Below are 25,982 nucleotides of genomic sequence, written 5' to 3'. Positions count from 1 at the left end.
TTATATCTCTTTTAAAATTTTAAAACCAATACCGCAATTTAAGCAATTTTTCGCTTCGCAATTGCTTTTGAAGTGATAAATCAGACTTTGGCTTTCTAGAGCAGTTGAAGCCTTTATTTTTAGTTTTTCCCAGTTTGAGATGACTGTATTTTTTTCCGGAGGTAAGCTTTTGTAAAAATGTATGATTTCATCAGAAATTTCTTCATTATGATATTTGTGATAAGCATACTTTATTGGTAATATAGTGTTAAGAATTATAAGGCTGATAAAATCTTTACTCAGCATTTTAGGTTGGTTATTATTTGATTCTTTTCCGAAATTGAATTTGTTGTCCCAATATTCTGAAGCTTTAATGTCTTTAAAAACTTCGTACAGTCCGTCAACACTTTTTGCCGAAATCATTTTTGAAAAAAGATTCTGATGCTGAAAATAAAGATCTGCCAATTGAGAAAGGCGAATGGTAGGAAAATTCGGAGGTCTTAATCTTAAAAATTTGGGATGGATCTTAATTGCAGGAAGTTGAAATTTTGTGGTGAGAAAATCAAACTCACGTTTCCATACACGCATTTGATTATCAGTCGGTTTTTCAAGCCAGCCGGAAATTCCAAAAAATAACGCTTCAAGCTGAGTCCTATTCTGTCTGATTTTATTGATAATGGAGAAATCTACGCTTTCTGCAATCTGTTTAAAAATGAATGCATTTACTTTTAGTCCGAAAGAGTAGGCAAGATGATGGAAGAGGACGGCTTCAAAATTATTTTTTGATTTCTGAAGATCTTCTTCAATAGAAACGGATTTTTCCTGAAGCTTTTTTAAAACATTTTCTTCATGAAAGAAAACGGGAATTTTGTCAGGAGTAAAAAGAGATTCACAGGAGATAAACTGGTTTCCGCTGGCAAATTTTTCATACTTATTACTGCTATTTTCATCAATGTAGTTTCTGAGCTCTAAAGTGGGAATATCTTGAGCATTAAATTCATCAATTTCCATGTCGTGCAGATAAACAACATGAAGAATGATGTTTTTATAATTAGGATCGGCGGAATGCTGATGGAAAATCCAATCGGAGGATTTGACATGGAGCTCAATATTTCCGACAAGAATTAGGTTTTTCGTTTTAATGGTTGCCATTAGAAAATCAGGTCCGGAATCAGTATTCCATTTTCCGAAATTCAGGATTTCAATAGAATTTCCATCGGTATCTTTAAAATCAAAATTGTTGAAAATCTTGAAATTCCAAAGATATTGGAGAAGCTTTTCATTCATAATTTGTGTTTGTGTACCACTAATTTATGAATTTTATAATTGTTTAGAAATAAAAAAACTGCTCAGAATTACCCTGAACAGTTTTGATTTCTACAATTGACCGAATTTACTGTGGAACTGATTCTTCAGTAGTCAGCTTAAAATTTTCAATTGTTGTTCTGTACATGTCTTCATAGATAGGAAGGATGTTTTTCAGATCAAATTTTACCGCCTGTTCTTTTGCATTGAGTTTCATTTTTGCCAGAAGTTCCTCGTTGCTTAGTAATTTGATACAGTAATTGCTCATCGCTTCTACATTCCCGATTTCAGCTAAGAACCCGGTTTCTCCCTGGATATTTACTTCAGGAATCCCTCCTGCGTTGGAGCTGATTACCGGAGTATAAGCTGCCATGGCTTCCAATGCAGCTAAACCGAAACTTTCCTGTTCAGAAGGCAATAAAAAGACATCGGAAAGCTGAAGGATTCTGTAAAGATCATTTACTTTTCCTAAAAGGCGGATTTTTGAAATCAGTTCGGGGTTTTCTTCCAGGAACTGATTGATCTTTTCCATATCCGGACCTTCTCCAATGATGATTAATTTAGATTTTACTTTTTTCTCAACATTTTTAAAGATCTGTAAAACTTCTTCCACACGTTTTACCGGTCTTAAGTTGGAAACGTGAATTAAAATCTTTTCATCAGGGTTTGCAAATTGTGTTCTCTGACATTCATTGCATTCATCAAATTCTGAATTATCAATGAAGTTGGTAATCACCTGAATTTCTTTTTTAATATTGAAGAACTGTAAGGTGTCTTTTTTCAAGCTTTCTGACACCGAAGTAATCGCGTCAGATTTATTGATGGAAAATTCTACCGCATGTTTATAACTCGGATGCTGCCCTACTAAAGTAATATCGGTTCCGTGAAGTGTAGTCACCAACGGAATATCATTGTTGTCTTCGCGGAGCATCTGCTTTGCCGTAAAAGCTGCATATGCATAAGGAATTGCATAATGAGCATGAAGCAGATCGAGTTTATACAAATTCACAACACGATAGATCATTGAGCTTAGTGCAATATCATAAGGCTGATATTGGAAAAGCGGATAGGTCTGAACATTTACTTTATGAAAGAAAATATTCGGATTGGTAATATCTAATCTTGCAGGCAGCGCTGAACTGATAAAGTGTACTTCGTAGCCTTTATTGGCAAGTGACATTCCGAGTTCTGTTGCTACAATTCCGCTTCCTCCATAGGTTGGATAGCAAAGTATGCCTATTTTCATTTTATGGTTTGTTTGATATGGTCTAATTATTTGATTGTGCTTTCAGGTCGATTCCCATTCCCGGTTTTAGCTTGTCATTTACCAAAACAGGAAGTCTGCCTGAAATTTTTGTTTTTCCGTTAAGAGCATTTGCTGTTGCCGTCATAGAGTCATCATTGTTTTCATAAGAAACCAATACCGTGGAAATTTTTGAGATATCAATGTCTTTTAACGCATAAGCACTTCCGAAAACATTCAGAACTAAATTTTGTTTTTTAGCTAAGTCTTCAATAATCTTTTTGGATTCTACTGAAATTTTATAAGGTTTGTAAGCTGTAGAATTGTCTTTGTGAAGTCCTATAATTACTGTTGAATTAGCTGGAATTGTATTGATTTCGTTTGATTTTTTAAGGATTACATTTGATCCTAATTGAGTTGCGAAAGTCTGATAAGGAGCTTCCTCCAATGGAATGTAATATATTTGCTTTCCGTTTAATGGAAGTAGTTTTTTATCATCCTTTAATAAAGTCAACGCATTTGAATACAGATTCTGAACTAAAGTTTTATGGGTATCATTATTTAAGTCGAAGTTGATATTTTCAGGGTCTTTAGGAGAATATTTGTCCAGTCCTAAGAAATATTTTGTCAAAAGAATTTTCTTTACACTTTCTTCTACTCTTGATTGTGGTATTTCTCCGTTGTCAATGGCTTTCTGAATTAGTTTTTTTCCCTCTGCTACGCCTTGAGAAAAAAGCATGATGTCATTTCCTGCTTTAAAAGCCAATGCGTCCAATTCTCCCGGATTATATTTATTGGCTACAGCTCCCATATTCAGGGCATCTGTAATAATTAATCCTTTATAACCCAACTTCTCTTTAAGTAATCCGGTAATGATATTCTTTGATACCGAAGCCGGGATTCCTTTCCCAGATTCCAGGTTTGGAACATATAAGTGAGCAACCATTACGCCGCCAATTCCTTTATTCATTAAAGCTTTGAATGGAGCAAGCTCAATGGTATTAAGTCTCTCTAAATTATGTGAAACAACCGGAAGATCAAGATGCGAATCTGTACTGGTATCTCCATGTCCGGGAAAATGTTTGATGGCAGCAAGAATATTATGATCCTGAAGACCGTTTGCATACGCTGAAGCGGAGTTAATTACATTTTGAACTTCAGACCCAAAGCTTCGGTTACCGATGATGGGGTTGTTCGGATTGGTGTTTACATCCACAACCGGTGCAAAGTCCCAGTTGATGCCCATTCTTTTACAATCTTCCGCAATTTTTGAAGCCATCTGATAAATCAGGTTTTTGTCCTGAATGGCTCCTAATGTCATTGCCCAAGGGAATTTGTGAGCTGCGGCAATTCTTTGATATAGGCCCCATTCCGCATCCATTCCGATCATTAATGGCACTTTAGACTTTTGCTGAAATTCATTCACCAGATTGATTTCTTTTGCAGCATCATCCTGCATCAGAATTAAACCTCCGATTTTATCATTTACGACAATATTTCTTACCTGATTGATATGGTTGTCATCTTTATTGGTATATAATGCAACAATAAAAAGTTGTCCCAGCTTTTCGTCTTGTGAAAGACTGTTGTAAGTTTTGTTTACCCACTGCTGTGCTTTATCCAAATCGGCCTTTGAAGTGTTTTTAGGCTGGTATTGAGCATTTGTAGCACAACTGATAAGAATAAATATGAAGAGTAAATTCAATACGGATTTGTTCATAATTTTTGAATAAGAACAAAAATACGATTAAAAAAATCACAGTAAAGAATGTTTTTGAGTTTTTTGGTATATGTTTTGAATACGCTTTATAAATAATAACTAAACTTTTTATACAATGAAAAAATTCTTCCCACTTTTACTATTAGCTTTTGTAAGCTTATTCATATTTAGCTGTGATGATAATGACAATAATAATGCTCCATATCAGGATAATGATACCTATTCGCAAATGAGGGATGTTACGGGATCTTTCAATAGTGGTAATAACTATGCATTCACGCAAGGAATTAATATCCAGAGTACAGATGTTGTGTTGGTATATAGAAAAGCAAATAATGCATGGCAACAGCTTCCATATACATGGTATTTAGATCCTTCAACTTCTGCTGCACCTAGAAAATTTGATTATAATTTTGTTTTTGATTCTCAAAATGTTCAGATCAGAATTGATAATCCTAACTTCAGCCTTTCTACAATGTCTTCTACAGAAGTAGGTAACTATTTAAATAATCAGACGTTTAGAATTGTACTTGTTCCGGCAAGCCCTGCAAAAGGAGCAGCAGCAACAGTAGATTATAGTGATTATAACGCTGTTGTAAAATATTATAATCTTGATGAATCTAAAGTGATTAAAACAAAAGTTAATTAATCATTTCAATTAAAAGAAGAAATATCTTTTCAGTTTTTTATAAATAATTAAAAAAGAAAGCTCCGGGAGAAATCCTGGAGCTTTTGATTTTATCAGTTATCATTATCATCAAGCAGATGGCCAAAATAATCTTTCTTTGTTTTCAGATACCCTTTGCTGATTTCATTAGCTGGAATTTGTAAGGGAATTCTTGAGTTGAGATGTATATTACTCTCCGTAACATATTTTACTTTCTCTGGATTATTGGTAAGAAGATTAATATCTTTTATATCCAAAAGGTTTAATATCTCTATGGCAACACCAAAGTTTCTATCGTCTGCAGGAAGTCCCAGTTTCAGATTGGCTTCCACGGTATCAAATCCTTTTTCCTGGAGGGAATACGCTTTTAATTTATTGATAATACCTATATTTCGACCTTCTTGTCTAAGGTAAATGATAACCCCGCCATTTTCGTGGATATATTTCATGGCAGCGTCTAATTGCTGCCCACATTCACATTTTTTTGAATGGAAAACTTCTCCGGTAATACACTCTGAGTGAAAACGCACATTAACTGGTTTAGAGAAGTCTGTATTCTCAGCTAAAATAGCCATGTGTGGCATCCAGTCATTTTCGTTTTCGGAGAACGCGATCATTCGGAAAGTGCCGTGTTCTGTAGGAACGTTAGCTTCCGCCTGAATTTTAATCATGGATAATTCTCATTTTAATTTCCTTTTAAAGAGTCTTCTATTACAGAGATATTAGTTTTAAGTCTTACCAAATATCTGTTCAGAACTTCATCATCATCTTTACCCAAACCAGTTCTTAGTTTCTGAATTTTTTTATAGGATTTTTCAAAACTTTTAATTGATCTGTTTCTTCCGGCTATATTATTAGATTCGATAGCGTATAAATAATTTTGAAGACTGTATTTTAAATTGGTCACCTCTTCATTTATACTGTTACTCTTGAATGTAGGAAAGGTTGAAATTAAATTTGATATTTCTGAGGCATTTACATTTTTTTTAATATTGATCTCAAACGACTTCCCAGATCCTGTACGATTGTCAGAACCTTTGGACTCACTGTAGAAATTGCTGGTCAACGGGGAAAGATTAAGCTTTTCCGTTGCACAAGACGAAATCGTTGTAATTAATATTCCAAAAAAAAGTAATTTTTTCATTTTTGCTGCCCCTTTTGATACAGGATTGGGTTAAGACTTTCATCGTTGTACATTTTCATCTGTTTGTACACTTTCATCTTAACGCTACCGTTCTCAATATCAGCAAGCAACTGATTGATAGAAGCCGATAAATCTTCTTTTTGCATAAGAAGGACGTTTAATTTTTCCTGACAATTTAAACGATGCTCCTCAGAGGCAGATTCTCTGTTGGCTTCTAACGACATATGATAAATCTTTAATGCAAGTATTGATAATCTGTCCACTGCCCAAGCGGGAGTTTCTGTATTGATTTTCGCATCAGATTTAGGAATTATATTTTCGTATTTTTTTAGGAACCAACTGTCTATAAACTCCACTAAATCGGTTCTTTTTTGATTTGATTGGTCTATAGCTCTCTTCAGGTGAAGAGCTTCAGTCGGATCAATATTTTCATCTCTAATTATATCTTCCAAATGCCATTGAACGGTATCAATCCAGTTCTTTGCATACAAAATCCGTTCCAAACTGTCTTTTTCGTATGGATTGTTAATTAGAGTGTTGACGTTATCAAGCACGTGATAATCTTCAATAGACTGATTGAAGATATTCCATGCAATTTCTGTAAAATTCATTTAAGAATAAGTTAGAATTTTAGTTGCTAGAATTCGTATTGTTGTTTGAAGAAGAGTTTTTGTTTTCAGAACCAGGCTTGTCTTCTTCTTTTACAGCGTCTTTAAATTCTTTGATACCAGAACCAACTCCTCTCATTAATTCAGGGATTTTCTTACCTCCGAAAAGTAATACAAGCAGTATTGCTACAATCAGGATGTGTTGCCAAGATAAGGCTAATATTGTTAGTGTATTCATTTCTAAAAATTTTTACAAAGTTAAACTTTTTTAATAAGAAACCCAACCTAATGGATCAACTGGTGTGCTGCCATTCCATACCTGAAAATCAAGAGTATACGTTCCGTCAAAATCCTGAGCTACAGTACCCACCGGAGTCCCTGCTGAAACCTGTTGATTTTTAGATACAGAGTTACCGCTCAGATTAGAATAGATAGTAAAATAGTCACCATGCTTAATTACCACAGTTTTGGTTCCATCTGAAGCAGGCAGTACTGAGGAAACGGTTCCTGGGAATACGCATCTTGCTACGGCCCCTTTTGATACGGATATTTTAATCCCGTTATTCTCTTCCATAATATTTTTAAACACCGGGTGAGGCTGTCTTCCAAATCGGTGAGTAATGGTTCCTGAGATTGGCATGCCTAATTTACCTTTATTGGCGGCAAAGTTATTTCCGGCAGATGTAGAAACGCCGAAATTAGTCATTGCTTTTGATTCTGCAGCTTTTTTATCTGCTTCTTTTTTTCTGGCTAAAGCATCTTCGGCTGCTCTGGCTGCATTCAATTTATCGGTTGCTTCTTTAGCTTTTAAGGCTGCTTCATCAGATGTTTTTTTAGCGGCTACTTTTCTGGCTTCGTCTCTTGCGCTGGCTTCTGCTTTTGCTGCTTCTTCAGTACGCTTTCTTTCTTCTTCAGCACGTTTAGCAGCTAATTCAGATGCTTTTTTGGCTTCTGCTTCCGCTAATTTCCTTTCTCTTTCCAATGCTTCCGCTTTAGCCTTAGCTTCCGCTTCTATTCTTGCTTTTTCTCTTTCAGCTGCTATCTTTGCCAAACGGATTTTTTCTGCTTCCGCTTTTTTTCTGGCTTCTTCTTCTGCTTTTGCTATTCGTATTTCTTCAGCAATAATAGCTCTGATTTGTCCTTCCAGAGCTTTAGATTGAGTTTGTTTTTGTTTGAGCTCAGCAGTGAGTTTGGATTCGTTCTTTTTAAATTCCGCAACTAGCTGTTCCTTTTGTGCACGTTCTACATTAATGGTAGTCAAATCTTTTTTCTGTGTGATCAGTAGATTTTCCTTTTCATCTGCAGATTTCTTTTTCTGAGCAATAGATTTTTGTATTTGTGCGGCAGCAGTAGTTATTTCAGCAGCTTTTTTATCTTGATAGTCAGAGTATTGCTTTAAATATTGTACCCTTCTAAGCGCTTCACCTAAATTTTTTGATGAAAGAATGAAGGTTACTTTATTCTGTACCCCTTTATTTTTATAGGCGTTTACTAAAACTTCCGCGTAATTCTTTCTTAAGATGGCAAGTTCTCTATTTTGACGATTGATTTCTAATTGACGTAAATAAATCTCATCTTCAATAAATCTCTTTTCTTTTTGAGTATTGTTGTAAACTTTTTCTCTTAATACTAATTTTTTATTGACATTCGTAAGATAGGCAATAGAGAGCTTTGATTCACTTCTTGTTTTAGCTAAATCATTGTTTATCTGTGCAATTTGTTTTTTTAGTTCGGCATTTTGTTTTTGGAGCTGTTCCTTCTTTTGTTTGTCTTGCCCGAAGTACAATCCAAACAATAAAATACCTATTAAAAAGCTAAATTTTTTAATCATTTAATCTCAATTTTCTTATAATTAGATGGGACATTATAGCGTGTATCCATCCTCGAAAAATCAAATTTCGTATTTTCCAGCAGAATTTGACTGTTTTTTGATCCTTTTATAATTATTTTAACATTTTTTGGAAGGCGGATTTCATCCTGATAAGTTTCCCAACCATCATACAGAATTTCTAAAGAGTCTTCGGAATTTGCATCCTGAAGTTTGGCTTGCATAAGATCATATTCAGGGGAATATTGAAGGACTATTTTATACTCTCTTGTTGTTTCTCCTGTTTCTATTTTTATATTGGAAATAGATGAAAGCTGATATCCCTGCATGTTTTGAGTAATTCGGGAGTTTCTACCTTTAATTGTAAAAAAAGTTCTTCCTATCAGAAGTTTTTCTAAATTCTTATAATCTATGAAATTTACATTTAATAAATTATTGAGATAATCAAAATCGGAATCAATATAGTTTTTATTGTATTTATCCATGGCTTTTATTCCTTCCGGAGTAATAAGCGCACGAGCGGCATTGATAAATAAAAAGTTGATGGAGGCAAATATTTTTTTATCCGTTTCTATATAAATAGTAGCATCTAAAGGGCTTACCTTGATGTTGTCAGCAGTAATTTTACTGTTGATTTTAAGATACTCAAATTGAGGGTGAATATAAACCTTTTCATAAAAAGTCAGAGGATCATGTAAATTTTCACCTGTATCTATTGGCTCATTGTCTTTAGGTTTCTCTACTTGAATACTGTCTTTTCCTTCCGTGCTTTGTTCAACGGTTTTTCTGGTCTTACAAGAAAATAAAACCAGAATAAAAAGTATTGAGGCGATCCATTTGTTCATATTCAAATTTAAATAAATGCTTTGCAATATTAACGCCAAACCACACAAAACATTTTGTGTGGCTTAGTTATGCTATTAAATCAGGCTGGTTATTTAGACAAAAAATCCAGGACTGAATAGTCTCCTAAAGAAATTTCTCTTGCTACACCAAAATACTGAGCCGAGTTTCCGATCATTGAGTTGGATAAATTCCCATGATTGATTCTGGTATTTTCCTGAATCAATGAATTTTCAATATTGGAATTGACCACTACTGTATTATTACCCAAAGAAACACCGGGACCAATTTTAGAGTTTGAAATCTTTACATTTTCACCAATAAAGCATGGCTGAATAATCAACGAGTTTTCTATTTGAGCAGAAGCCGGAAAATGAGACATTTCCTCTTTTTCGTATTCTAGAATTTTGCTGTTGGTTTCTACGGTAGCATTTTTATTTCCACAATCCATCCAGTCGTTTACTTTTCCAAGAGTAAATTTTGCTCCTTTTGCTCTCAGATTTTCCAACGCTGTTGTTAATTGGTATTCACCACCGTTTTTAATATCATTATCCATGATATAATTGATTTCGTCCATCAGTTTTTCAGCACTGTTAAAATAATAAATTCCAATGATTGCCAGATCTGAAACGAAAGTTGTCGGTTTTTCTACGAAATCTGTAATGAAACCGTAGTTATCTAATTTTACCACTCCAAAAGCAGACGGGTCTTCTACACTTTTTACCCAAATAACACCATCCGAATTTTTATCTAAAACAAAGTCTGCGCGGAATAAAGTATCTGCAAACGCAATGACAACATCCCCGCTCATAGATTGTTCTGCACATTTGATAGCATGAGCTGTTCCAAGAGGATCATTCTGATAGTAAATACTTCCTTTTGCACCTAATTTTTCAGCGATCTGAATAAGAGATTTCTCAATCTCCGGCCCAAAGTCTCCAATGATAAAAGCTACTTCCTCGATTTTCTCTCCTGCAACTTTAGCAATATCTTCCACTAATCTTTGTACAATCGGTTTTCCAGCAATAGGAATTAGAGGTTTTGGAACCGTTAATGTATGTGGGCGCAATCTGGAACCACGTCCAGCCATCGGAACAATAATTTTCATAAATTATATAAGTATGTTTTTTTGAGTTAAGTTTAATTTTTGATAAAGATAGCAATAAAACTATTTGTGTAGTATTATTGCTTTCAGTTTTAAATATTGTTTAAAATAAGAAAACAGATTTTCTGATCAGCAAATAAAAGACCAAAGCTTATCTCTTGATTCTTGAGAGCAGCATGTCTTTTTCGGAGTAGATTAAAATACCGGAATAAACCAGGAATAATAAATTTCCGATCCAAAAATTGTAATCGAAGAACTCTACGATTATATAACTGAAAGCTGCTAAAAGTAAAATGAAAAAAGAAATCTTCTTCATTCTGTAAGGAATGGGATAATATTTCTGGCCAAGCCAATATGAAAGGAGCATCATTGATAAATAGGCAGCTAAAGTTACCCATGCAGATACCATAAAACCATATGTTTTTAGAAAAGCTAAATTTAAAATAATGGTGATAATTGCACCAGCCCAGGAAATATAAGTTCCGACTCTTGTTCTGTCGGTCACTTTATACCAGGTCGAAAGATTGTAGTAAATTCCAAAAAATAAATTAGCGATGACGATAATCGGAATGATATTAATAGCAGTCCAATAAGAACTGTTTGGAACTAATAAAAGTTTTATCCATGAAACGTTTGCTATAATCCCCAAAGCTACTATTGAAGCAAAGAATGAAAAATATTCCGTGACTTTTGCATAGGTGTTTTTAGCATTTTCATTATTCATTTGTTTAAAGAAAAACGGCTCGATTCCCATTCTGTATGCTGTTACGAAAAGTGTCATCAATACGGCCATTTTGTAACATCCACCATAAGCTCCTGCATCAGAATCTTCAATTAAAAACCTTTGAATAAATTTATCGAAATTTTCATTAACCATAAATGCCAAACCGGCAATCATAATTGGCCATGAATATTTGATCATCTGAAGAAAAAGATCTTTAGAAAACTGGAATTTTACTTTTAAAATAACAGGAATAACCAATAAGACACCAACAAAACTTGCCGCCAAATTGCTGTAGAAAGGGTACGAAACTTTTTCTTTTAAGCCCACTTTCAAAGAAAATTCCTGAGGAATATAAAGGAATAAAGCAATGGCAAAAGCACTTTGGAAAACAGCCTGTATAACTCTAATCGCGGTATATTTTATAGGTCTGTTGTGGAATCTGAACCAAGCCAAAGGAATAACGAGAATATTATCGAAGAAAGCAATCCAGGCAAACCAGCGGATAAATTCCGGAGTATTTGAATAGTCAAAAAGATCAGCAATGGGTTGATTAAATAATAAAACCAAAATTAAAAAAACAGTGGATAAGCCTGTCAAAAACCAAAAAGATGTATTAAAAACTTTTTGTTCATTGTCTTTATCTGAAGAAAATCTGAAATAGGCAGTTTCAAAACCGAAAGAAAGAACAATATTAACGAATGATATCAGTGCATAAAGATTGGTAAAGATTGCAAAAGCACTATTGTCGATATTTTTAATAAATAAATAATTAAGCAAAACGACAATTATCCTCGGCATTATTGCCCCAATTCCATATATAATAGTCTCGTTGAGAAGTTTTTTCAAGATGTGAAATTTTATGCAAATGTAAATATTTAGAAATTGATTTTTTATCAGCAACATTAAAATTCATTCATAAACCTTAATTTTGCTTGAAATGAAAATCCGCCGGAAGCTCGGAATTAGAATCTGGCATCAAAATCTAAAAAAGTAAAATGAAGACCTTAATCAAAAATGTAAAAATCGTCAACGAAGGCAAAATTGTTGAAGGTGATATTTTAATCGAAAATGATTTAATTTCCCGAATAGGTTCCCAAATTTCTGAAGAAGCAGATCAGGTTATAGATGCTTCAGGAAAATATCTTTTGCCAGGAGTTATTGATGATCAGGTACATTTTCGTGAACCGGGCTTGACGCATAAAGGAGATATTGAAAGTGAATCCAGAGCGGCGATTGCGGGAGGAACGACAAGCTTTATTGAACAGCCGAATACTGTTCCGAATGCGGTAACTCAGGAATTGCTGGCTGATAAATATGAAATTGCTTCTCAAAAATCGTTTGCTAATTACGGTTTTATGATGGGGGGAACCAATGATAATCTTGAAGAAGTTTTAAAAACCAATCCCAGAAATGTTCCCGGAATCAAATTGTTTTTAGGCTCATCTACAGGAAATATGCTGGTTGACAATCCGGAAACTCTGGAGAATATTTTCAGCAATACCAAAATGCTGATTGCTGTTCATTGTGAAGATGAAGCTACGATCAGAGCCAATACCCAAAAATATCTGGATGAATACGGTGAAGACATTCCTGTGAAGTTTCATCATCTGATCAGAAGTGAGGAAGCCTGCTATAAATCTTCCTCAAAAGCCATTGAATTGGCAAAGAAAACCGGGGCCAGACTTCACGTTTTCCATTTGTCAACAGCAATTGAAACGGAGCTTTTCGGAAATGATATTCCTTTAAAAGATAAAAAAATAACAGCGGAAGTCTGTGTTCATCATTTGACTTTTACGAATGAAGATTATGAAACCAGAGGAGGATTAATCAAATGGAATCCGGCGGTAAAAACTCAGAAGGACAAAGACGGGCTTTGGGAAGCATTGCTGGATGACAGAATTGATGTAATCGCAACAGATCACGCACCTCACACCTGGGAAGAGAAACAGAATGTGTATACAAAATGTCCTTCGGGAGCACCTTTGGTACAGCATTCTTTAGTAGTGATGCTGGAAAATTACAGAAACGGAAAAATTTCTTTGGAAAGAATCGTTGAAAAAATGGCTCACAATCCTGCAATTCTGTTCCGAATTGAAAAAAGAGGTTTCATCAGAGAAGGTTATAAAGCTGATTTGGTTCTCGTAGATTTAAATGAAAACTGGACAGTTGAAAAAGATAATATTCTTTATAAATGTGGATGGAGTCCTCTGGAAGGAATGAATTTCCATTCTAAAGTAGCCCACACTTTTGTTAATGGAAATCTGGTTTACGAAAACGGGAAAATAAACGAACAAAAATTCGGAGAGCGCTTGCTTTTTGAAGTTCGGGACTAAAATAAAAAAGCCTTTTCAAATTTTTGAAAAGGCTTTTTTTCTAACATCTTTCAAAAAAAATTAATCAATTGTAATATTGTCAATTGCTTTTTCTAAAGAAGTTTCCATAATTCCGGGAATTGCCAAACCTTCTGCACGGAAAACACTGACATCGGTCACTCCATAGAACCCAAAGACGTTTTTGATATAAGGCACGTTGGAGTCATATATCTGATAAGGACCTTCGGAATAAATATTTCCGGATGTGAAAGCAATGTATAATTTCTTATCATTCAACAACCCTTTTGGTCCGGTTTCATCATATTTAAAGGTGTATCCTGCTCTTGAAGTGAAGTCAAAATATGCTTTAAGTGTTGTAGGAACCGAAAAATTGTACATTGGAGACTCAATAACGATAATATCTGCTTCCTGTAATTCTGAAATTAATCCTGTCGAATATTCATTGATTTCTGCCTGTTCAGGAGAATGACTTTCAGCAGGGGAGAAAAAAGTATTGATATGTTTTTCCTCTAAAACCGGGACTAAATGTTTTGTCAGATCGCGTTCTTTTACAACAGCATCCGGATATTTTTCCTGGATTCTTTTTACGACCGCATTTCCTAATTTTCTGCTTGCAGATATTTCAACTCTTGGACTTGAAATAATGTGAAGTATGTTTTTCATTGTTTTTAATTAAATTTCTAAAGCAAAATTATGTACATTTACTTATCAAAAGTAAGTAGTGAACAAAAGGTTAGTAGTAACCTTTATGTAAGTTAAAAATCATTATGGAAAATAATTTTGAATTGGAAGAACCGATAACGAAAGCCAGATGTACCGAAAGTCTCTCATCTGTTGAAGACGCAATTTACGTGATCGGTGGAAAGTGGAAACTGAAAATCATCATTGCGCTGCAGGAACACGGAAGTATTCGTTTCAATGAACTGCAAAGAATTGTTACGGGGATTTCGGCAAGGGTACTTTCTAATGAATTGAAAGATCTTGAGTTGAATGGTTTTGTAAAAAGAGTTGTACATGCCGAGCAAACACCGGTGGTTGTAGAATATATTTCCACAGATTACAGCAGAACGCTGAAGCCGGTGATTATGGCGCTTTCAGATTGGGGAAGAAAACATAAAAAAAATATAAGGGAAGATGTTTTCGAAAAATAAATAGTTTTTTAATTAAACGACTGCCTGAATTCTAAAGGTGACATATTCGTTTTCTTTTTAAAGAGTGTACTGAACGATTGTGAGTGCTCAAATCCCAGTTCGTAGGCAATTTCACTTACCGATAACTCTGTTGTCGAAAGCTTTTCTTTTGCTTTACTGATCAGCTTTTCATGAATATGCTGCTGTGTATTTTGTCCGGTATGGATCCGCAAAAGATCGCTCAGATAATTCGGCGAAAGATTCATAGCTTCTGCAAGATGATGAACTGTTAAAAGTCCCTTTTCGGGAGATTCTTTATTAAAATAATTATTCAAGTACATTTCAAATTTCGTCAGGAGTTGATGATTCCCGCTTTTGCGGGTGATGAACTGTCTTTCATAAAATCTCTTTGAATAGTTTAATAGCAGTTCGATTTGTGATAGAATAATTTCCTGGGTGTGATGATCGATATGTCGGCATTCTTTGTCGATTTTATACATGATCTCAAGTAAATCATTCTCTTCATCTTCGGATAAATGCAATGCTTCATTTACTGCGTATGAAAAAAAACCGTAGGAAGAAATGGTCTTTGCCAAAGAATGTTTCAACAGAAAATCTTCATGAAAAATCAACAGGTATCCCGTATTTTCACAATCCATGGTTTGTAAGTCCAGATATTGAACCTGGCTTGGAGCTGTAAAACTCAATACTCCTTTATCGTAATCGTAATGTTGTTGCCCGTATTTTATTTTTCCTGTTGCATTCCGTTTCAGGGCTACACAGTAATACCGGCTCGTAAAACCTTTCCATACCTCATCTTCAATAAAAACACTTTCAGAAAGATTGATGACACTTACCATCGGGTGCTTTGGCTCGGGAAGAGAAAGCAGTTTGTGAAATGCTGAAATAGATTGTATAGTGTTCATAATTGAATTTCTAAATAGTAAAGGTAATAATTTGGGCAGCTTAATCCGTCTTGCATTTATAAAAATAGGCTGTCATTCTGAACGGAATGAAATGGAGTGAAGAATCTTTAATAATAAAAATCGAGATTCTTCCTTCGTCAGAATGACAAACTATAGACATTTAGATGAAAAATTAATAATCCAATAATCCCATACTGAATTCATCATAAGGCGCACCTGTATCTGTTCCCAAAGGGACGATGCTTTCCAATTTCTGAAGTTCAGCTTCGGTTAATTCAATTTTTGAAGCCTCAATATTCTGCTCCAGATATTTTCTGCGTTTTGTTCCCGGAATAGGTAGGATTCCTTTGCTGATGATCCAAGCTAGTGCCAGTTGTGATGAGGTGATATTTTTTTTCTCAGCCATCTTTTCAATCGCTTCCACCAATTCAATATTTTTTTGGAAATGTTCACCTTGAAAACGCGGAATTCCTCTTCGGAAATCATTTTCCGGCAGATCATCAATAGTTTTGATATTTCCGGATAAAAATCCTCTTCCTAGTGGAGAATAGGCGACAAATCCAATTCCTAATTCGTTTAGTGTTTTAATAACTCCTTTCTCTTCAACGGTTCTTTCAAATAGAGAATATTCACTTTGAACCGCAGAAACCGGATGAACAGCGTGCGCTCTCTTTACAGTTTCAGAAGATACTTCTGATAAACCAATATATCCCACTTTCCCTTCTTTTACCAGATCGCTCATTGCTTCCACAGTTTCTTCGATTGGGGTGTTTTTATCAAGACGGTGCATATAGTAAAGATCAATGTAATCTGTCTTCAGATTTTTAAGTGAGCGTTCGACCGATTTTTTTACGTAATCTTTAGTTCCTTTGATCTTCCAGGTTATCTGGTCGTTGTCATCAATCTCCCATCCGAATTTTGTGGCAATAATATATTGGTCACGATTTCCTTTAATCGCTTTTGCAATTAACTGTTCATTTTTGAAAGGACCATACAAGTCTGCGGTGTCCAGAAAATTTCCTCCCAGTTCCAAAGAACGGTGAATAGTGGCAATGGCTTCCTGCTCATCACTTTTACCATACATATCTGCATCGCCAAAACCTGTCATTCCCATACATCCCAAACCAATATTCGGAACGATTAGCCCCTGACTTCCTAATTTTACCTGATTTAATTTCATATCGTTACATTTTATTGATACAAAATTCAGCAGAAATTAAAAACCGGATGTATGCAAAATGATGATTGTCGTATGCAAATTACGGATTGTGAATTTTCTCTTAACTATAACATGATTATCTGTATAACAGGCCAAATCTGCGAGAGATAAAATTATAAATGAAGATTTTTTGAACTACGTCTGCATCCCTTCAGGCTGTATCAGAATAATAAAGTGTAACACAAGCATATGTGAAAATCTGTGAAATCCGTGGGAGACTAAAATAGATTCTTCATTCCGCTTTGCTTCATTCAGAATGACAGTTTCAATACTATTTTTTTGGTTTTGGACTCATATAAAAGCTCAACTTCCCACCGTTCATAATATCAGAATGTTTTAAGGTGAAATTCCTGATCTCTTTTCCGTTCAAAAGAATTTTCTGAACATATACATTCTTCGGACTCTGATCAATGGCTTCAATTTCAAAAGTTTTTCCATTTTCAAGATTTAAAACTGCGTAATCCACAGCAGGACTTCCGATGGAATAATCTTCAGAACCGGGAGCTACAGGATAAAAGCCCAACGAACTCAAAATGTACCAAGCGCTCATTTGTCCCGTATCATCATTTCCTCCCAATCCATCGGGAGTTGCTTTATACTGCATTTCCAGGATATGACGAACCTGTGCCTGGGTTTTCCAGGGTTGTCCTGCCCAGTTGTAAAGATAGGCAACATGATGTGCCGGTTCATTTCCGTGAACATATCCACCGATAATCCCTTCTCTTGTAATGTCTTCCGTATCAGCGAAAAACTCGTCAGGTAAATGCATGGTGAACAATTCGTCTAATTTTGAAGCGAATTTTTTCTTTCCGCCCATTAAAGCAACAAGCTCACCCGGATTTTGAGGAACGAAGAAGCTGTAGTTCCATGAATTTCCTTCAATGAAACCTTGTCCGTGAGTACTTAATGCATTAAAGTCTTTCTTAAAGCTTCCATCTGCTAAACGCGGACGCATAAATCCGATTGTTGTATCAAAATTGTTTTTCCAGTTTTCAGAACGCTTAATGAATTGATTGTAAATTTCTGTTTCGCCCAAATGTTTTGCTAGTTGAGCAATTGCCCAATCGTCATAAGCATATTCCAGTGTGTTGGAAACCGAAGTGCCATTTTTCTCTGCAGGAATATATCCCAGATCAATGTATTGCCCGATTCCTTCATAGTCTCGTTTGTTTGCAGTTGCAACACAGGCTTTCAGTGCTTCTTTGGCATCACCGTCGTAATTTCCTTTAACAATAGCATCTGCAACCACACTTACACTATGATAGCCGCTCATACACCAGTTGTCATTTGCATAATGTGACCAGATTGGAAGCATTTTCATAGAAAACTGATCATAATGAGCCATCATCGATTTCACCATATCACCGTTTCTTTTGGGTTGAATGATGTTAAAAAATGGATGAAGCGCACGATACGTATCCCAAAGAGAGAAGGTTGTATAATTTGTGAAGTTTTCTGCTTTATGAATATTTTGATCTAAACCTTTGTACTCACCGTTTACATCATTATAAATCGTCGGATTGATAAAAGTATGGTACATTGCAGTATAAAAGTTCGTTTTCTCAGCTTCAGAACCTTTAATGACGATTTTATTTAGTTCCTTATTCCAGTTTTCCTGAGTTTGGGTTTTTATCTGGTCAAAAGATAGGCTTCCAACTTCTTTTTCTAAGTTTTCAAGTGCATTGGCTTGACTCACAGGGGAAATTGCCAGCTTTACTTCGATTGCTTCATTTTCATTCGTATCAAAATCAAAATACATTTTCAGGTTTTTTCCTGCGATTTCCGGAAAGTTTTTCGTCTGATCGAATTTTCTCCAGAAACCATTATATACTTGTTTTCCGTCATAATTTTTCTGTCCGTATGACTTGAACGGCTTTGAGAATTTCATCGCAAAGTAAACGGTTCTTGTTCTCGCCCAACCATTGGTTTGTCGGTAGCCGGTAATGGTATTCCCGTTTTCTACACGAACATAAGTCCAGACGTTTTTGCCATCATAATTGTAAATTCCGGCCATTAAATCCAGAATAATATGCGCCTGATCAGATTTCGGAAAAGTATAGCGATGCACTCCGACTCTTGTTGTTGCTGTTAATTCCGCTAAAATATTGTGATCATCCAGCTTTACTTTATAATATCCAGCTTCTGCGGTTTCATTTTGATGTGAAAATCTGCTTCTGTAACTGTTTTCAGGATTTGTAGCTGTTCCCGGGTTTAATTGTAATTTTCCAACTGTAGGCATTATCAAAAAATCTCCAAGATCAGAATGTCCAGTTCCGCTAAAGTGTGTGGAACTAAAACCTACAATCGTTTTGTCTTCATAACGATAACCTGCACAATATTTATAAACTTCACCATTATATTTTCCGTTTAACTCGTAAGAAATCGTATCTGTTTCCGGGCTTAGCTGAACGGCTCCAAAAGGCGCTGTTGCTCCGGGATAAGTATGACCCATTTTTTCTGTTCCTATCAATGGATTAACATATTGATAGAGTTTTTCAAATTTTTGAGCTTTAATGCTTGAACTAAAAAATAAAAGAAGTAGAAACAAAGTAATTCCCGGTCTTTTCATATATGGAGATTTTTGAAAAGTAAATGTATATAAAACTTGTTGATTATTTTTCGGAAAAGCGGAAACCTATCCCGTGGATATTTTCAATTATAATATTATTTTCCTGAGTGAAAATCTTCCTTAATCTTGAAATAAAAACATCAAGGCTTCGTCCCATAAAATAATCGTCATCACCCCAAATGGCTTTCAATATATCCTGTCTTTTCAGGACTGTGTTTTTATTACGAATAAAATATAACAGGAGCTCGGCCTCTCTTTGGGTAAGAGTTATCGTATTTTCCTGATTTTGCAGCGTGTAGTTTTTAGGATCAAAGTTAAATTTTCCGACTTTATATTTCTGTGAAGCGGATTCCGTTTTTTTAGAACGTTTAAGGAACACTTCAATCTTCAGGATCAGTTCTTCAATACTGAAAGGTTTTACCAAATAATCATCCGCACCTATTTTTAATCCTTTAATTCTGTCTTCCTTTAAAGCTTTGGCGGAAATAAAAATGATTGGAATTTCAGAATTTTCTTCACGGATATATTGTGCCAGTTCAAAGCCGTTCATTTCAGGCATCATGATGTCTAAAAGGCAAATATCGAAACTTTCATTATTAAATGCTTCCAGCGCAGATTTTCCATCCGGATACCAGCAAATATCATAATAACTTTCCAGGCTGTCCTGAACAAGAAAAGCTATGGTGTTGTCGTCTTCAGCATATAGTATTTTAGATTTCTCCATGAATTGCACTTTAATATTTTAAAAGGGTAAAAACAGGGTGATGGTAATTCCTTTATCACTATTATTTTCAACTGAAATTTTCCAGTTATGTTGCTGAACAACTTTTTTTACATAAAATAATCCTAGTCCAAAGCCATTCACCTCATCACTTTTACTGGTATTTACTCTGTAAAACTTATCAAAAATATGAGGAATATTTTTAGCGGGAATTCCTATTCCATTGTCTTTAAACTTTAAATATAAGCCTTTTGAATCTTTAAATGAAGAAATGGTAATAATTGGTGTGGTTTCGCAATATTTAATAGAATTGTCTAAAATATTGTAAATGATATTGCTAAAATGAAATTCATCGGCAATAACTGAAATTTCACTGTCAATATTGATTTCAATGGAAATATTTTCATTCTTTTGTTTTACGGTATTTACAATTTCCTGAATAAAAGGCAACAAAATGATTCTTTGAGGTTTTAACGACAATCCTGAAGCATCATTTTTGGCAATATTCAGTATTTTTTCAATATGACTGTTAAGCTTATGGCTTTGATCGGTGATAATGGAAGTGTAAGTCTGCAGCTTTGGATTTTCTTTTACCTGATCTTGTTTTGTCAAGGCTTCAGAAGCCAAAAGGATAGATGAAAGAGGGGTCTTAAATTCATGCGTCATATTATTGATGAAATCCCTCTGTAATTCTGAGAACTTTTTCTGCTGAATAATCGTGTAAATTGAATATACATACACTAAAAGAATAATAATCAAGGCAAATGTAAGCAGATACCAAAATCGCAATGAACTGATCAGGTATGTTGTTTTGTCCGGAAAACGGATAGAAAAATAATAGACCAGGTTTTTATGTTTCGGAAACTGGATCACCTTGTAGTTTGGGCTTTCCTGGTGTGAGGAAACAAATTTTCCATAAATCATCTTATCGCTATGACAATTGTATAGAGCATATACGTAATTGGTATTGATCTGAAAACGGGTAAATTCTGTTTTTAAATAATGTTCCAAAACTGCCGGATGAAATTCATTATTAATATTAACTACATAATAATCATTAGAAATATTCTGAACAGGGTTTTCTGCAAAAGAAGTTTTTCCTCCGGACAGTTTTTCTACAACTTCCAGTAAGGCAATATTTACTTTTTGGTTGAATTTCTGATCTTCTAAATTATAAGCTTGGCGGGTCCACAGGAGCTGGGCTATCAAAATTCCGATAATAGCTACGAACCCGAGAGTTATAATAATATTAAGTCTTTTTATCTCCATTTACAGAAACAATATTATCCAAAAATATCTATTAATTTTTTATCGTTAACAACTTATTAACAAATGTTTGATATCGATTAACAACTTGTATTCAATTTCATCTTACATTTGCTTTATCGAAAGAGATAATCATCAGCTTTTATAATTATTAAAATTTATACTCATGAAAAATTTAAAAATTACAGCACTTTTAGCTGTTTTAGCATGCTCTCCTTTTTATGCAAACGTACTTCCGGCTGACCATTCACCAGTAGTAAGAGTGCTTGCAGATGCCATTAAATGGAAATCAGAATCTATCGACGTTGGAAATATTCCTCAGGGAAAACCAAAAGTAATCAGATTTGAATTTACGAACACGTCTAACAAGCCTATCATTATTGAAAATGTAGCGCCTTCTTGCGGATGTACAACTGCTGATTACACGAAAACTCCAATCCTTCCAGGGAAAAAAGGTTTTGTTGAGGCAAGCTACAATGCAGCGAACGTTGGTGCATTTATAAAAACGGTAAACGTTACAACAAGTGACAGCAAAACTCCAAAAACACTTTCTTTCAAAGGAACTGTAGTGGCTTCTTAATTAATTTAATCTTGTTCAATATAAAACAGACTGATATTATTTATCAGTCTGTTTTTATTTTTATCCGTATTGATTCAAAAACAATTATTTGCTGCATTATTTCTTGATACATTTTAAAGGTTGGCGTTTCAATATTTATTATTTTTAAGAAAAAATAAAACGTATGAATCTTTATACACAACCAATGCTGCGTGAAGACGCGCTGAAAGATAAAGTAGCCATCGTCACGGGAGGCGGAAGCGGTCTTGGAAAAGCGATGACTAAATATTTTCTTCAACTGGGTGCAAAAGTAGTGATCACTTCAAGAAATTTAGAAAAGCTACAAGGAACAGCAAAAGAGCTGGAAGAAGAAACCGGAGGAAAAGTTCTTTGTGTTGCCTGCGACGTGAGAAACTGGGATGAGGTAGAAGCGATGAAAGAAGCTACTCTGAAAGAGTTCGGAAAAATTGACATTTTACTGAATAATGCAGCGGGAAATTTTATCTCTCCAACTGAAAGGCTAACCCACTCTGCGTTCGATTCTATTTTAGATATTGTTTTAAAAGGAACAAAAAACTGTACCCTTTCTATTGGGAAACATTGGATAGATTCAAAATCTCCGGGTACAGTTCTGAATATTGTGACGACTTATTCCTGGACGGGTTCCGCATACGTAGTTCCTTCTGCCTGTGCAAAAGCCGGAGTATTGGCAATGACAAGATCTCTTGCCGTAGAATGGGCAAAATATGGAATCCGTTTCAATGCGATTGCTCCTGGACCTTTCCCTACGAAAGGTGCGTGGGACAGGTTGCTTCCGGGAGATCTGCAGGAAAAATTTGATATGAAGAAAAAAGTTCCGTTGAGAAGAGTAGGAGAACATCAGGAATTGGCCAATCTGGCTGCTTATCTGGTTTCAGATTATTCTGCTTATATGAATGGGGAAGTGGTAACGATTGATGGAGGAGAATGGTTACAGGGAGCAGGAGAATTCAATATGCTTGAAGATATTCCCCAGGAAATGTGGGATGCTTTGGAAGCGATGATTAAAGCTAAAAAATCAAATTGATTTAAAAGTGATATTAATTCCCCGGGTCTGTAACGATTCCGGGATTTTTTTTACCTATTATAAAAAAGAATCTCAATGAACTTTAAACTTCCAACACTTATTTCAGCCATTGCCGTTGCTCTTTTTGCGCAACCAACGTATGCTCAGGAATCACCAAAATATGATTATGTAGAAGTATTTAAGCCATTTTTCTACCCACAAACCGGAACTGCAACGAGGTCGGCAAGCGGACAGCCGGGACATGCATATTGGCAAAACTCTGCAGATTATCATTTGAATGTAAGCCTTAACGAGGCTAAAAATGAAATCTCCGGAACCGCGGAGATTACGTATACGAACAACAGTCCGGACAGGATGGGATTTCTATGGCTGCAGCTGGATCAGAATTTATTTGAAAAAAACTCAAGAGGAAATGCTGTAGTTCCTATGTCGGGAAGCAGAAATGGCGCTCATGGTGAGGAATTTGACGGAGGTTACAAAATAAAATCGGTAAAATATAATGGGAAAGATGTAAAATATACCATTACGGATACCAGAATGCAGATTGATCTTCCTGAAGAGCTTAAATCTAACGGCGGAGTTGCAAAACTTAAAATTGAATATTCTTTCCTTTCACCAAAATACGGATCCGACAGAATGGGAATACAGGATACCAAGAATGGAAAAATCTACACGATGGCACAGTGGTATCCGAGAATGTGTGTGTATGATGATGTTTTGGGATGGAATACGCTGCCTTATCTGGGAGCTTCCGAATTCTATCTGGAATATGGAAATATAACAGCCAATATCACCGTTCCGGCCAATCAATATGTGGTTGCTTCAGGAGAACTGCTTAATGCAAAAGAAGTCTATACAAAAGAAGAAAATAAACGATGGGAAGAAGCCAAAAACAGTGATAAAACAATAATGATCCGTCCGGAATCTGAATTGGGTAAAAATCAGGCGACCGGAACAAAAACATGGAAGTTTAGAATTAATCAGGCAAGAGATTTTGCATGGGCGTCTTCTTCAGCGTTTATTTTAGATGCAGCGAGAATTAATCTTCCGAGCGGTAAAAAATCTGTAGCAATTTCAGCATACCCTGTAGAAAGTGCCGGAGAAAAAGCATGGGGAAGATCTACGGAATATACAAAGGCGGCAATCGAGCATTATTCATCAAAATGGTACGAATATACGTATCCGGCTGCGACCAATGTTGCAGGAAACGAAGGAGGAATGGAGTATCCGGGAATTGTCTTTTGCCATATGGACTCTAAAGGAGGTGATCTTTGGGGTGTTACAGATCACGAGTTCGGGCACAACTGGTTCCCGATGGTCGTAGGTTCTAATGAAAGACTATTTGCTTGGATGGATGAAGGTTTTAATACTTTTATCAACGAACTTTCAACGGAAGCTTTTAATAAAGGTGAGTATTATGAGAAGAAAAATATTGCTCAGATGGGAGGTTTCCTGATGAATGATAATTTCGAGCCGATCATGGTAGGACCGGATAATATGAAAGAAAGAAGCATCGGGATTTTAGCGTATTATAAACCGGGTCTTGGATTGGAAGTTTTAAGAAATTCGATTCTAGGCCCTGAGAAATTCGATAAAGCATTCAGAACATATATCAATCGTTGGGCTTTCAAGCATCCTACCCCTTGGGATTTCTTCCACACGATGGAAAATGTTTCCGGAGAAGAGCTTAGTTGGTTCTGGAGAGGCTGGTTTATCAATAAATGGAAAATAGACCAGTCTGTAAAAAATGTGAAGTATGTAAACGGAGATTTTAAAAACGGAGCGCAGATCACCGTTGAAAATCTGGGGCAATTACCAATGCCGACAACTGTTCAGGTGAAATTTAAAGACGGAACAGAGCAAATTGTAAAATTACCGGTAGAAGTTTGGAAACGAAATACAGAATGGACCTTTAAAATCGATTCGACAAAAGAAATCGCTCAAGTAAAACTGGATCCTAATTCTCAGATTCCAGATGTGAATCCTAACAATAATAGCTGGAGTTTTGACAACCAGTCTGGTAAGTAAAAAGTTATTAAAAAAAGGTTCAAAGAAATTTAATTGACTAAAGAGAAATAATTCAGATATTTAGGCTCCGGAATATATTCCGGAGTTTTTTGTTTTCAATAATAAATCGGCATTCATTGCTTCTTTATGAGGCAATTGTTTTATTTTTGTTTAACTTTTTAATTAAGAATAATGAAATTTAAATTTTCAGGACTATTGGTATTACTTTTTATCCTCAATTTTTCTCAGGATCTGAAAGTAATGAGTTTCAACATCAGACTTCAGGTAGAATCGGATAAAGATAATGCCTGGACACAGAGGAAACAGGATGCGATCGACTTATTAAGCTATTATCGTCCGGATTATTTCGGAGTTCAGGAAGCGCTTCCGGAACAAATGAAAGATATTAAGAACGGATTAAAAAACTATGATTATGTGGGAGTGGGAAGAGATGACGGAAAAGAAAAAGGAGAGTTTTCTGCTATTTTCTATGATACCGGCAGACTTCAGGTTTTAAATTCAGGAACATTCTGGTTGTCTGAAACTCCTGAAAAGCCTTCAAAGGGTTGGGATGCTGCTTACAACAGGGTTTGCACGTATGCTGTTTTCAAAGATAAAAAGTCTAAAAAAGAATTTATGGCGCTTAATCTTCACTTCGATCATATCGGAAATGTGGCAAGAGTGAAATCTGCGGATTTAATTTTAAAGAAGATCAAAGAAATTAATCCTAAAAATTTACCGGTAACCTTAAGTGGTGATTTCAACTTAACTGATGATACGGAACCGATTAAAATACTTTCTCAGAATTTAACAGACTCTTTCTATCGTTCTGAAACCAAGCATTATGGCCCTGTTGGAACATTTACCGGATTTAATGTAAATGAAGTTCCAAAGGAAAGAATCGACTATATCTTTGTAAAAGGATTCAAAATAAAATCCCACAGACATATCAATGACAGAAGAGAAAACCTGCTGTATCCGTCGGATCATTTCCCGGTGTTGGTAGATCTTTCTTTTTAA

24 protein-coding genes are annotated in these 25,982 nt (G+C 35.3%); 7 read left to right on the top strand and 17 right to left on the bottom strand.

The window, feature by feature from the left end; translation table 11 throughout:
• From MKS83_RS11945 to MKS83_RS11935, 3 genes are all read right to left on the bottom strand, one after another.
• Positions 1-1,266, bottom strand: coding sequence for a DUF2851 family protein (locus tag MKS83_RS11945; RefSeq protein WP_240579883.1), 1,266 nt, complete (start codon positions 1,264-1,266; stop codon positions 1-3).
• 106 nt (positions 1,267-1,372) lie between these two features.
• Positions 1,373-2,530 (bottom strand): N-acetyl-alpha-D-glucosaminyl L-malate synthase BshA, encoded by a 1,158-nt coding sequence (gene bshA, locus MKS83_RS11940; protein ID WP_100377131.1) that lies wholly within the window; start codon positions 2,528-2,530, stop codon positions 1,373-1,375.
• A 22-nt stretch (positions 2,531-2,552) separates the two neighbouring features.
• A complete protein-coding gene (locus tag MKS83_RS11935; RefSeq protein WP_240579882.1) occupies positions 2,553-4,247 on the bottom strand; it encodes a glycoside hydrolase family 3 protein in 1,695 nt (564 codons plus the stop codon).
• A gap of 115 nt (positions 4,248-4,362) precedes the next feature.
• Between MKS83_RS11935 and MKS83_RS11930 the strand changes: the two genes are divergently transcribed.
• Positions 4,363-4,896, top strand: coding sequence for a hypothetical protein (locus MKS83_RS11930; protein WP_100377129.1), 534 nt, complete (start codon positions 4,363-4,365; stop codon positions 4,894-4,896).
• 92 nt (positions 4,897-4,988) lie between these two features.
• Here MKS83_RS11930 and ribA read toward each other — a convergent pair whose 3' ends face one another.
• The 8 genes from ribA to MKS83_RS11890 form a co-directional block, all read right to left on the bottom strand.
• On the bottom strand, positions 4,989-5,585 hold the full coding sequence (gene ribA / locus MKS83_RS11925; RefSeq protein ID WP_240579881.1) for a GTP cyclohydrolase II: 597 nt from the start codon (positions 5,583-5,585) through the stop codon (positions 4,989-4,991).
• Between the two features lie 14 nt (positions 5,586-5,599).
• Positions 5,600-6,058 (bottom strand): hypothetical protein, encoded by a 459-nt coding sequence (locus MKS83_RS11920; protein WP_240579880.1) that lies wholly within the window; start codon positions 6,056-6,058, stop codon positions 5,600-5,602.
• The gene (locus MKS83_RS11915; RefSeq protein ID WP_240579879.1) at positions 6,055-6,669 is read right to left on the bottom strand and encodes a DUF4254 domain-containing protein; all 615 of its coding nucleotides are present in this window, start codon (positions 6,667-6,669) and stop codon (positions 6,055-6,057) included. The genes MKS83_RS11920 and MKS83_RS11915 overlap by 4 nt, the downstream gene beginning before the upstream one ends.
• Positions 6,670-6,688: 19 nt before the next feature.
• Positions 6,689-6,904: a twin-arginine translocase TatA/TatE family subunit gene (locus MKS83_RS11910; protein WP_100377125.1), complete on the bottom strand. Its 216-nt coding sequence runs from the start codon at positions 6,902-6,904 to the stop codon at positions 6,689-6,691.
• A 30-nt stretch (positions 6,905-6,934) separates the two neighbouring features.
• Positions 6,935-8,497 (bottom strand): murein hydrolase activator EnvC family protein, encoded by a 1,563-nt coding sequence (locus MKS83_RS11905; RefSeq protein WP_240579878.1) that lies wholly within the window; start codon positions 8,495-8,497, stop codon positions 6,935-6,937.
• Complete coding sequence (locus tag MKS83_RS11900; RefSeq protein WP_100377123.1) at positions 8,494-9,339, bottom strand: DUF4292 domain-containing protein; 846 nt, start codon at positions 9,337-9,339, stop codon at positions 8,494-8,496. The genes MKS83_RS11905 and MKS83_RS11900 overlap by 4 nt, the downstream gene beginning before the upstream one ends.
• 89 nt (positions 9,340-9,428) lie before the next feature.
• Complete coding sequence (locus tag MKS83_RS11895) at positions 9,429-10,445, bottom strand: sugar phosphate nucleotidyltransferase (RefSeq protein WP_240579877.1); 1,017 nt, start codon at positions 10,443-10,445, stop codon at positions 9,429-9,431.
• Positions 10,446-10,593: 148 nt separating this feature from the next.
• Positions 10,594-12,012 (bottom strand): lipopolysaccharide biosynthesis protein, encoded by a 1,419-nt coding sequence (locus MKS83_RS11890; RefSeq protein WP_240579876.1) that lies wholly within the window; start codon positions 12,010-12,012, stop codon positions 10,594-10,596.
• A gap of 149 nt (positions 12,013-12,161) precedes the next feature.
• Between MKS83_RS11890 and MKS83_RS11885 the strand changes: the two genes are divergently transcribed.
• Positions 12,162-13,499, top strand: a complete 1,338-nt coding sequence (locus tag MKS83_RS11885) for a dihydroorotase (RefSeq protein WP_240579875.1) — start codon at positions 12,162-12,164, stop codon at positions 13,497-13,499.
• Positions 13,500-13,559: 60 nt separating this feature from the next.
• Here MKS83_RS11885 and MKS83_RS11880 read toward each other — a convergent pair whose 3' ends face one another.
• On the bottom strand, positions 13,560-14,162 hold the full coding sequence (locus MKS83_RS11880; RefSeq protein ID WP_240579874.1) for an FMN-dependent NADH-azoreductase: 603 nt from the start codon (positions 14,160-14,162) through the stop codon (positions 13,560-13,562).
• Positions 14,163-14,266: 104 nt separating this feature from the next.
• On the opposite strand from MKS83_RS11880, the gene MKS83_RS11875 reads away from it, so the two are divergent.
• Positions 14,267-14,650 (top strand): winged helix-turn-helix transcriptional regulator, encoded by a 384-nt coding sequence (locus tag MKS83_RS11875; protein ID WP_240579873.1) that lies wholly within the window; start codon positions 14,267-14,269, stop codon positions 14,648-14,650.
• A gap of 8 nt (positions 14,651-14,658) precedes the next feature.
• On the opposite strand, the gene MKS83_RS11870 is transcribed toward MKS83_RS11875, so the two are convergent.
• The 5 genes from MKS83_RS11870 to MKS83_RS11850 form a co-directional block, all read right to left on the bottom strand.
• Entirely contained in the window at positions 14,659-15,555 is an 897-nt protein-coding gene (locus MKS83_RS11870) for a helix-turn-helix domain-containing protein (RefSeq protein ID WP_240579872.1), read from the bottom strand.
• Between the two features lie 172 nt (positions 15,556-15,727).
• Positions 15,728-16,735, bottom strand: a complete 1,008-nt coding sequence (locus MKS83_RS11865) for an aldo/keto reductase (RefSeq protein ID WP_240579871.1) — start codon at positions 16,733-16,735, stop codon at positions 15,728-15,730.
• Positions 16,736-17,045: 310 nt separating this feature from the next.
• Positions 17,046-19,343: a GH92 family glycosyl hydrolase gene (locus MKS83_RS11860; protein ID WP_240579870.1), complete on the bottom strand. Its 2,298-nt coding sequence runs from the start codon at positions 19,341-19,343 to the stop codon at positions 17,046-17,048.
• A gap of 43 nt (positions 19,344-19,386) precedes the next feature.
• Complete coding sequence (locus MKS83_RS11855) at positions 19,387-20,067, bottom strand: response regulator transcription factor (RefSeq protein ID WP_240579869.1); 681 nt, start codon at positions 20,065-20,067, stop codon at positions 19,387-19,389.
• A gap of 18 nt (positions 20,068-20,085) precedes the next feature.
• Positions 20,086-21,333 (bottom strand): sensor histidine kinase, encoded by a 1,248-nt coding sequence (locus MKS83_RS11850; protein ID WP_240579868.1) that lies wholly within the window; start codon positions 21,331-21,333, stop codon positions 20,086-20,088.
• Between the two features lie 163 nt (positions 21,334-21,496).
• Here MKS83_RS11850 and MKS83_RS11845 point away from each other — a divergent pair, with 163 nt between their 5' ends.
• From MKS83_RS11845 to MKS83_RS11830, 4 genes are all read left to right on the top strand, one after another.
• Complete coding sequence (locus MKS83_RS11845) at positions 21,497-21,910, top strand: DUF1573 domain-containing protein (RefSeq protein WP_240579867.1); 414 nt, start codon at positions 21,497-21,499, stop codon at positions 21,908-21,910.
• A gap of 163 nt (positions 21,911-22,073) precedes the next feature.
• Positions 22,074-22,955, top strand: coding sequence for an SDR family oxidoreductase (locus MKS83_RS11840; RefSeq protein WP_240579866.1), 882 nt, complete (start codon positions 22,074-22,076; stop codon positions 22,953-22,955).
• Between the two features lie 75 nt (positions 22,956-23,030).
• The gene (locus MKS83_RS11835) at positions 23,031-24,983 is read left to right on the top strand and encodes a M1 family metallopeptidase (protein ID WP_240579865.1); all 1,953 of its coding nucleotides are present in this window, start codon (positions 23,031-23,033) and stop codon (positions 24,981-24,983) included.
• Positions 24,984-25,154: 171 nt separating this feature from the next.
• Positions 25,155-25,982: an endonuclease/exonuclease/phosphatase family protein gene (locus MKS83_RS11830; RefSeq protein ID WP_240579864.1), complete on the top strand. Its 828-nt coding sequence runs from the start codon at positions 25,155-25,157 to the stop codon at positions 25,980-25,982.

Origin of the sequence: Chryseobacterium sp. Y16C (genome assembly GCF_022488405.1) — a bacterium.
Taxonomy (GTDB): domain Bacteria; phylum Bacteroidota; class Bacteroidia; order Flavobacteriales; family Weeksellaceae; genus Chryseobacterium; species Chryseobacterium geocarposphaerae.
The sequence above is the reverse complement of the archived record's forward strand: the minus strand, read 5'-3'. Positions and strand labels throughout refer to the sequence as shown.

Coding starts and splice junctions, on each gene's coding strand:
- ribA (WP_240579881.1), bottom strand. CDS start 5,585: ATGATTAAAATTCAGGCGGAAGCTAACGTTCCTACAGAACACGGCACT.
- bshA (WP_100377131.1), bottom strand. CDS start 2,530: ATGAAAATAGGCATACTTTGCTATCCAACCTATGGAGGAAGCGGAATT.
- MKS83_RS11835 (WP_240579865.1), top strand. CDS start 23,031: ATGAACTTTAAACTTCCAACACTTATTTCAGCCATTGCCGTTGCTCTT.
- MKS83_RS11875 (WP_240579873.1), top strand. CDS start 14,267: ATGGAAAATAATTTTGAATTGGAAGAACCGATAACGAAAGCCAGATGT.
- MKS83_RS11850 (WP_240579868.1), bottom strand. CDS start 21,333: ATGGAGATAAAAAGACTTAATATTATTATAACTCTCGGGTTCGTAGCT.
- MKS83_RS11855 (WP_240579869.1), bottom strand. CDS start 20,067: ATGGAGAAATCTAAAATACTATATGCTGAAGACGACAACACCATAGCT.
- MKS83_RS11860 (WP_240579870.1), bottom strand. CDS start 19,343: ATGAAAAGACCGGGAATTACTTTGTTTCTACTTCTTTTATTTTTTAGT.
- MKS83_RS11830 (WP_240579864.1), top strand. CDS start 25,155: ATGAAATTTAAATTTTCAGGACTATTGGTATTACTTTTTATCCTCAAT.
- MKS83_RS11920 (WP_240579880.1), bottom strand. CDS start 6,058: ATGAAAAAATTACTTTTTTTTGGAATATTAATTACAACGATTTCGTCT.
- MKS83_RS11910 (WP_100377125.1), bottom strand. CDS start 6,904: ATGAATACACTAACAATATTAGCCTTATCTTGGCAACACATCCTGATT.
- MKS83_RS11935 (WP_240579882.1), bottom strand. CDS start 4,247: ATGAACAAATCCGTATTGAATTTACTCTTCATATTTATTCTTATCAGT.
- MKS83_RS11840 (WP_240579866.1), top strand. CDS start 22,074: ATGAATCTTTATACACAACCAATGCTGCGTGAAGACGCGCTGAAAGAT.
- MKS83_RS11945 (WP_240579883.1), bottom strand. CDS start 1,266: ATGAATGAAAAGCTTCTCCAATATCTTTGGAATTTCAAGATTTTCAAC.
- MKS83_RS11895 (WP_240579877.1), bottom strand. CDS start 10,445: ATGAAAATTATTGTTCCGATGGCTGGACGTGGTTCCAGATTGCGCCCA.
- MKS83_RS11865 (WP_240579871.1), bottom strand. CDS start 16,735: ATGAAATTAAATCAGGTAAAATTAGGAAGTCAGGGGCTAATCGTTCCG.
- MKS83_RS11870 (WP_240579872.1), bottom strand. CDS start 15,555: ATGAACACTATACAATCTATTTCAGCATTTCACAAACTGCTTTCTCTT.
- MKS83_RS11905 (WP_240579878.1), bottom strand. CDS start 8,497: ATGATTAAAAAATTTAGCTTTTTAATAGGTATTTTATTGTTTGGATTG.
- MKS83_RS11885 (WP_240579875.1), top strand. CDS start 12,162: ATGAAGACCTTAATCAAAAATGTAAAAATCGTCAACGAAGGCAAAATT.
- MKS83_RS11930 (WP_100377129.1), top strand. CDS start 4,363: ATGAAAAAATTCTTCCCACTTTTACTATTAGCTTTTGTAAGCTTATTC.
- MKS83_RS11915 (WP_240579879.1), bottom strand. CDS start 6,669: ATGAATTTTACAGAAATTGCATGGAATATCTTCAATCAGTCTATTGAA.
- MKS83_RS11845 (WP_240579867.1), top strand. CDS start 21,497: ATGAAAAATTTAAAAATTACAGCACTTTTAGCTGTTTTAGCATGCTCT.
- MKS83_RS11880 (WP_240579874.1), bottom strand. CDS start 14,162: ATGAAAAACATACTTCACATTATTTCAAGTCCAAGAGTTGAAATATCT.
- MKS83_RS11900 (WP_100377123.1), bottom strand. CDS start 9,339: ATGAACAAATGGATCGCCTCAATACTTTTTATTCTGGTTTTATTTTCT.